Annotated in this window: 6 protein-coding genes; 5 read left to right on the forward strand and 1 reads right to left on the reverse strand. The window is 68.7% G+C overall.

Translation table 11 applies throughout. The features are described from left to right. Nucleotides 1-159 precede the first annotated feature (159 nt). The 5 genes from ACIBVP_RS45560 (at nt 160) to ACIBVP_RS45580 (ending at nt 6,274) form a co-directional block, all read left to right on the forward strand. The gene (locus tag ACIBVP_RS45560; protein WP_396112803.1) at nt 160-1,605 is read left to right on the forward strand and encodes a tyrosine-type recombinase/integrase; all 1,446 of its coding nucleotides are present in this window, start codon (nt 160-162) and stop codon (nt 1,603-1,605) included. Between the two features lie 133 nt (nt 1,606-1,738). Continuing rightward, complete coding sequence (locus ACIBVP_RS45565; protein WP_396112804.1) at nt 1,739-3,544, forward strand: hypothetical protein; 1,806 nt, start codon at nt 1,739-1,741, stop codon at nt 3,542-3,544. A 95-nt stretch (nt 3,545-3,639) separates the two neighbouring features. Continuing rightward, nucleotides 3,640-5,613 (forward strand): integrase, encoded by a 1,974-nt coding sequence (locus tag ACIBVP_RS45570; RefSeq protein ID WP_396112805.1) that lies wholly within the window; start codon nt 3,640-3,642, stop codon nt 5,611-5,613. Continuing rightward, the gene (locus tag ACIBVP_RS45575) at nt 5,610-6,044 is read left to right on the forward strand and encodes a hypothetical protein (RefSeq protein WP_396112806.1); all 435 of its coding nucleotides are present in this window, start codon (nt 5,610-5,612) and stop codon (nt 6,042-6,044) included. Before ACIBVP_RS45570 ends, ACIBVP_RS45575 begins: the two co-directional genes overlap by 4 nt. Continuing rightward, nucleotides 6,041-6,274 carry a hypothetical protein gene (locus ACIBVP_RS45580; RefSeq protein ID WP_396112807.1) on the forward strand — a complete coding sequence of 78 codons (234 nt, stop codon included), beginning with the start codon at nt 6,041-6,043 and terminating at the stop codon, nt 6,272-6,274. Before ACIBVP_RS45575 ends, ACIBVP_RS45580 begins: the two co-directional genes overlap by 4 nt. Before the next feature lie 46 nt (nt 6,275-6,320). On the opposite strand, the gene ACIBVP_RS45585 is transcribed toward ACIBVP_RS45580, so the two are convergent. After that, entirely contained in the window at nt 6,321-7,568 is a 1,248-nt protein-coding gene (locus ACIBVP_RS45585) for an MFS transporter (protein WP_396112808.1), read from the reverse strand. Between the last annotated feature and the right edge of the window lie 279 nt (nt 7,569-7,847).

Consider the following 7,847-nt stretch of genomic DNA (forward strand, 5'->3'; position numbering starts at 1 on the left):
GGTTCTCCAGCCTGTCTGGAACCGTCTCATTGCTTCACCCAGATGCCAGTTCCGTTGTGGCTCGTTGGGCCTTCCGCAGTGGTTGTTGATCACGGGTGTGCGGAGGGTGTGTTGGAGTTGTTCTTTACTGACCGAAGGCGTGCGATCGCCGTCGGATCGGTGCCGGGCATCGACGGGGCCGAGCTGGCTGAGCTGTTCGGGCGGCGGCTCGCTTTGGACGGGACTCCGATCTTGCTGGAACGGGAGATGTGTCCGGTGGAGCCGGTGTCGTCGTGGTTTCGGCACCTGGCGTTGATGGGTCGCAGCGCGAAGACGATGCGCAAGTACGCCTACGTCGCGCTGAGACTGTCGGAGTTCCTGGCCCAGGCAGGCACCGATGTCGTGTCGGCGACGGAGACGGATCTGCTGGAGTACCGCGCGCTGCGGACACGGGAGCAGCCCGAGCCGGTCGCGAAGACGACGTGGGAAGCCGAGGCGACGGCGATCAACCGTCTGTACGCCTGGCTGGTGGCGGAGGGCTACCTGTTGGCGCGGCCGTGGCGAAGCGACGGTGGCCGGGACTCGTTGCGCAACGGTGTCACGCAGGACCTGCGGGTGCGGCACATGACGCTGGACCAGTACCGGTACTTCCGTGACGTGGGCCTGGCCGGGCAGTTGCCGGACGGGGCGGTCGACCGGTCGTTCCGCGGGAGATTTCCGCACCGCAGCCGCGCCGGAGTGGAGCTGGGGCTGCTGACGGGGATGCGGCTGGGCGAGTGGTCGACGCTGCTGCTGCCAGAGCTGGGGTTCGACGTGTCACCGGCAGCTGGCCGACTGCGCGACGGGGTGGAGATCCAGCTTGAGGCGTGCGCGAAGTTCGGCCGGCCGCGCATGGTCTACGCGCCCCGGTCGGCGCTGGAGTTGGTGCGCACGTACATGTTGCTGGAGCGACGGCACATCGTGACTGCTGCGCAGGCAACGCTGGCCAGACGGCGGTCGGAGCTGTTCGTTGTGGACGCGGACCAGGACGGCCGGGGCCAGCTGCGGGGCGTGTTGGACGGCCGGCGGGTGACGAGGTCGATTCGGCACATGCCGCCGGAGTTGCGGAAGGTCACGGTGATGGACACCGGGGACAGGTTGGAGCCGTTGGCGGTGTTCGTGGGGCCGGGCGGGACGATGCCGCATCCGTCCACATGGGACAAGATCCGGTGGCGGGCGTGGGAGCGGATGCGGCTGCACGCCACAGATTCCGCCGCGCCGGTCATGCCGAGCCATCCGTGGTTGTTCCACGACCTGCGGCACACGTTCGCGTTGCAGCTGCTGCGGTTTCTGATGCGGAAGGCGGCACAGGACGGGGCGGCATCCGACCTGCCGATGTCCACACTGGCCGACCACATCGCCTACAACCCGCTGCTGGAGGTGCAACGCCGCCTGGGGCACGCCAGCCCGGCAACGACCTACATCTACCTGCGCTATCTCAAGGACCCGATGCGCGAGGTCGACGAGGCGTTCGCCGAGTGGTCCGCGCACGAGGAGGCCACCTACGCCGAGATCGGCCAGCACCTGCTGACCAGCGGCGGCAAGAACAGCGGTGGGGAGGTCGGCGGCGATGCCTCGCAAAGGTGAGTATCGGCGCGATCCGCGCCCTGCCCGTCGAGACGCCGCGCCGGCCCGGATCGGCCTGCGCCGGCTGGAGGGTATCGAGCCCAGCGGGCGACATGGTTCAACCACCATCGATCCGGCCGAGTTCGTCTGCTCCGTGCTGGCCACCGAGCTCGCCGACGAGTGGGTGGAGCTGGCCGCGACCGATGATCTGGGTGTCGCCACGATGCGCTGCTACCGGCGCGCGGTCCGCAGTTTCTGCCAGTTCGTCGACACCCACCTGCCCGCCGCAGCCGAGGCGTCCCTGGCGCACGCGGTCCCTGACCTGTTGCCGGTGATCCTGGACTGGACCCGGCAGCTGCCGACCCGGTGGCCGGCCGGGTCGACCGAGCCTGCCCACCAGGCGGGGCGGCTGCGCAAGCTCGTCACGCGGCGCGCCGCACACCCCGACCGGGAGGTCGTGGCCCACCTGAACGGCTGGCTGACCGGCTCGAGTGGGCTGCGGCGCGGCGCGACCCGCGAGGTCGACGAGTTCTCCCGCGCGGACAAGAAGGCGCTGGTCCAGGCCGCTCGGGCAGACATCAAGCGGCTGGAGCAGCGGTTGCGGCGCGGCCGGGAGCTGCTGGAGCGCGGCGTCGATCCGGAGACGGGCGGCTGGTTGGAGCCGGCCAACCTGCTCTGGGCGATCGAGCACGGGGTGCCGACCCGCGAGCTGCTGGGCCGCCTGCCGAGCCCAGCCGATTGGCCGGCGGCGCTGATCGACCTGCTGCCGCCGGAAGTAGCGCTCCGCTATCGCGGCCGGGCCCTGTTGCGGGCCTTGACGGGGATGCTCTATCCGCACAACCGGGACCTGCACGGCTTCCGGATCCTGCTGATGGCCGCGACCGGGCACACCTCGGAGGAGATCACCGGCCTGGCCGAGGACCAGGTGGAGTTCACCCCGGACGGTGTCCTGCTCAGCTTCACCAAGAACCGAGCCCGATCGGTTCGGCGCCGCTTCTACACCAGCAACACAGTCGACAGCGCTGTCGAGGGCACTGACGTTGGTGATGCGGTCACCGTCACGCACCTGGTCACTGGTCGGTTGGACGCCGCCGACATTCTGCGGCGCCTGCTCGCGGCGACCGCGCGGCTGCGCGCCCGCAGTGGGCTCTCACCGGCGCCGCTGTTCCTGCGGTCGGCGATCTGGGTCTATGACCTGTCGATCAGCCGGTTCAACGGGGACTGGAACGGGTCGGACCTTAACGACTGGCTGGACCGGATGGGACTGCGGTTGTCGGGACCGGCTGACATCCGGCGACTGCGCAAGTCGGGCAAGGTCGAGAAGGCGCTGGCCTATCGGGGGCGGGTCAGCGACGTCGCCGACGATCACAGCGTCGAGGTGTTCCACGGCCACTACGCGCACGGCACCACCTTGAAGGTCATCGCCGGCCATGTGATCACCTCCGCCCAGCAACGCTGGTTCGACGAAGCGCTCGCCGGCGCGCTTGCGGGCCCGACCGTGCTGACCCCGGACGCCGAGCAGGCCCTCAACACCACCACCGCGACCACCGCGGCTTCTGCGGCGAAGGCCGTGGGCCTGACCCGGCGGCAGGTCGCGCAGTTGCGGGACGGGGCGTTGGACATGGGTGTCTCGGCCTGCCGCGACCCGTTCGACTCGCCGTTCGGCAAGGCCGGCGACCTCTGCCCGGTCGCGCCGCTGCGCTGCCTGGAATGCCGCCACGCCCTGGTCCTGCCGTCCAACCTGCCGCAGCTGCTGCTGTTGGCCGATCACCTCGACCGGCTGCGCACCCGGCTGACACCCCAGCACTTCCATGCCCTCTGGGGCCAGAGCCACGCCAACCTCACGGCCGTGTTGGCCGACCGCACGCCCGTCGAGATCGAGCTTGCCCGCAAGCAGATCGCGGCCGGCGACGCCGACCTGCACCTGCCGCTGTCCGCACACGTGGAGTTCGACCGATGACCTCTCGCCTACCCCTGCCCGCTACCCACTCCGCGTTCCGCGACGACGAGCCAGTCATCCAAACCCACCCGCTGCTGCCCGGCGCCCAGCCGCCCGTGTTCGGCCAGACCGAGCAGTGGGACCTCAACGGCGTCGTCGAGCGGCCGGTGAACCAGCCCACCACGAACTACCGGGTGTCCTTCGCGGGGCTGTCCCCGGCCTGGAACCTGCGGGTCCGCGAGACCGTGATGGTCTGGCTCAACCCCCGGCATCCCGCCGTCCTGGCCGCCGGCATCCACCTCAAACCCCAGCCGCGCGAACCACGCACCGCCACCCTGCGCGCCGGAACCCTGCGCGCGCTGGCGGCTTGGGCACACACTCAGCGGCTGCCCGAGGACTTGACCCGATGGGACGTCGAGGACTTCCACCGCTACATCGACGCCCAACGGCAGCGGCTGGCGCTCGGCAGCGTCAACGAGCACGTCGTGGTGATCAAGGCACTCCACGAGTTCGGACCCGTCCTGGCCTGCGGAGGTTTGCCCGCCGACCCCTGGCCCGGTCGACCGGCCAACCGCGTGCTGGGCATCCGCGACTCCGAGGAGCTGTCCACCCCGGCCATCCCACCGGAGTCCTGGTTCCCGCTCGTCCGCGCCGCCTGGACCTACATCGACACCTTCGGCCCGGACATCCTGCGGGCGCGGGCAGCCTGGCAAGGCTGGCAAGCCGCTACGCGCCGGCTGAACCGAGCCGAACTGACCCACGCCGTCACCGACTGGCTCGCCAACCCGCAGCACCGAATCCCAGTCCGCCCCAACACATCCAGCGATCCCGCGGGGGCGGTGAACTGGAAGGTGCTGGCCACGATGATCGGGGCAAGCAACAACCTTTTCGACTCCCACAGTGCGGCAGGCCAACACCGCCGCAGCCTCGTCCTGGACGTCGTCGCTGCCGGACGCACGCAACCGGGCCTGCTCCACGACCTACACGAGGTGACCCGCCCGGACGGCAGCCGCGGCCCCTGGCACCCCTGCCTGCACCCGTTGCAGCTCTGGATGGAATGCGTCGCGCTGCGCAACGCCTGCTACATCTTCGTCGCCGCGCTGTCGATGATGCGCGACAGCGAAATTCGGCAGATTACCCGCGACAGCGTCGTCGAGCACTACGGCGCGCCCGCTGTGACCTCCACCAAACGCAAACGCGACCCCGACCTGCCCACCCGGCACTGGTGGATCATCGAGCCCGCCGCCAAGGCGATCTTCACCGCGTCGCAGCTGTCGCTGCACCCGGAGCTGGCGTTCGGCAGGGTCCGCGACGGCGGCGACGACGATGGTTTCGCCAGCCAGCACGCCATCGTCTCCTTCATCCGGCGCGTCAACGGCTCCCGCCGCTACAGCGGCCTGCCCGCCATCCCCGACGGCAAGATCACCCCGCACATGTTCCGGCGCACCATGGCCATGCTCACCCGCGATCACCCCGGCTCCGAGATCGCCCTGGGCATCCAGCTCAAGCACGTCGCCACCCGCGCCCTGGCCAACCGCTCCACCCCCGGTTACGCCCGATCCACGCCAGCCTGGGCCCGCCGCCTCGACGACGCACTGGCCAGCACCCGGTTCCAGCGCCTGCAAGACCTCTACGACGCCCACCGCCGCGGCGAAACCATCGGCTACGGACCAGCCGCCGACCGGCTCCGCGACACCTTCGACAACGTCACCCGCGCCGTCACCCGCGTCTCCGAACAAACCCAGCACGGCGACGCCCGAGTCGAATACGACCTGCTCCGCAAGGCCCGCATCTCCATCCGCTTCGGCAAGCTCAACCACTGCACCCTCGACGAGGCCAACCCCGTCGGCGCCAAGTGCCTGGAGAACACCACCCTTCCGCCCGGACACCAGGGCCCGTTGATCGACCGTTGCCAGCCCGCCCGCTGCGGCAACAGCCTCTTCGGCCCCGAGCACATCCCCGCCTGGCGCACCGAAGAGCAGACACTGCTCACCCTCCTGGACACACCCAAGATCGCGTCTTGTCGCAAGACCGTGCTACAGCAGGAACTTGGTGACGTCCACGCTGTCCTGCGGAAGGCGACTTCATGAACACCGGCAACGACGACGTGATCTCACCGCGGACCGAGAAAGCGCTCAGGCACGCCATGAAGCGCCTTCTCGATGGCAACCCGAAGCACACCGACGGCCGTCTGAGCAAAGCCAACCTCGGACGCGAAGCCGGTGTGAGCCACGCAACCCTCTTCCGCGCCAAGGCAATCCTCACCGAATGGGACGACGCCCTCGCCGCGCTCGGCAACCGAACACATCAGCAAGCCCGCCATGACAGCGAAACCAACTCCCTGCGCGCGAGCCTCGCCAAGAAGACCGACGAATGCGCCGAGCTTCGCCGACGTCTCGAAGCCGCCGCCACCGTCATCGCCACCCTGCACCACGAGAACACCGCGCTGCGCGCCCAGCTCAACCGACAGGGAACCGTCGTCGCGATCAGCCACCACCGATCAACCGGGGTGAACCCATGACCGGGCCGCACCCCATTCACCTCGATGCGGGCGACGCCGCCGAACTCGCCGAACTACTCGCGTTCCTCGCCGACTGGCTGCGCCAAGACCAGAGCCGACTGGCATCGTCGTTGCTCAGCTTCGTCGGCAACACCAGCTACAGCATCGACACACTGCACGCCGACCTTGCCCGCTTCGGCTTTCTCCTCGGCGACAACAGCACGCAACTCTTCGGGCAGGACCAGCCATGACAAAGCAGCGTTTGACTGTGTCGACCCAACGTGACTCCGCGTCCGATCAGGACTCGAAGGAGTCCACGATCATCTGCCGGTGCCGATCGATCAGCCGGCGGATGAGGACCACGAGGACGACTTGGGCGAGGCCGGACACCAGGAACACGGCCGACACGCTGGTCCGGTCGGCGATTGCGCCACCGAGAAGGGCGCCCAGGGGGATGCCGCCCCACAGCGCCACACGGTGGGCGCCGAGCACCCGGCCGAGCAACTCGGCAGGGATCATCGCCTGCCGCAGTGACATCGACAGCACGTTCCACATTGTCACGCCCGCCGACAGTCCGAAGAACCACACACCGGCGGCCCAGAAGTTCGTGACCGTGCCAAGCAGGACGAACATCACCGGAGCGATCGCCGCGGCAATGGTGATCATCCTCGGTCGGCCGAGGCGGGAGGTCAGCGGCCTCACCGCGACGGACCCGACGAGACCGCCGATCCCCATGACGACGAACAGGACGCCATACAGCGACGGGCGCAGGTGCAGCGTGTTCAGGGCATACAGCACGGTGAGCGACGTGGCCATGGACATGAGCGCGGCGATCAGCCCACTGAAGATCGTCAGGTCACGCAGCACCGGGTGTCGCCACAGCCAGCGCAGCCCCTCGCGGATGTCCGCGCGCAGAGTCGTGGGCTCGGTGCGCTCGGCCCGGAACCGGCCAGGGACGGCGAGTACGAGGAGCGCGGCCACCGCGAAGCCGATCGCGTTGGCGACGAACGGGGCGGCGCGGAACCAGCCGAACAGCGCCGCGCCTACCGGTGGACCGATGAAGTCTTGCCCGACCGTCTCTTCGACAGTCAGCCAACTGTTGGCGGTGTCAAGCCTGCGGCGGTCGGTGACGACCTGGGGCAGGATGGCGCGGGCCGCCGAGTCATACACCACCTGGCACACGCCAAGCGCGAACGCGGCGACATACAGCACCAGGATGTGTCCCACACCGGCGACGAGGAGCACCACGAGGACGCTGAGCAGAACGGCCCGGACGAGATTGACGGTCGACATGGCCCGCCGGCGGTCCAGCCGGTCGACCAGTGCCCCGCCTGGCAGACCGAATAGCAGCCACGGCAGGAACGCGAACGCGGTGAGACCGGAGATGAGCACGGGACTGTGGGTCAGCGACGCCGCAAGCAGCGGCAGCGAAATTTTGCCGATGCCGTCGGCACAAGTGGTCGTGGCCGATGAAGCGAACAGTTTCCAGAACGAGCGATCAAGTGCGGGTTCGGACGCACGGGACGTGTTGACACGCCGAAACAAAGTATTCCCACCTTCGGAAACGAAGCTCCGTTTCCGCTCAGGTGAGGATCGTCCTCCTGTTGACGCGGAAACGCATGACACGACGCATGTTCACGGTTACCGCCTCCGATCACTTTCTAGCGAGGACAACGTTGGGAGCATATCAGCGCCCGGCGCGGCACAGACCACAGTACGGCCCCATCGACCAGTCGCACCCGCGGACGAGCAGGACGGTGTCCTCGTCCTCGTCCAGCGCACTCGCTCGCCTCGATGTCTCATGAGACACCGCGTTCTGGGGAA

Source organism: Actinophytocola sp. NPDC049390, from assembly GCF_044466355.1.
Classification (GTDB): Bacteria; Actinomycetota; Actinomycetes; order Mycobacteriales; family Pseudonocardiaceae; genus Actinophytocola.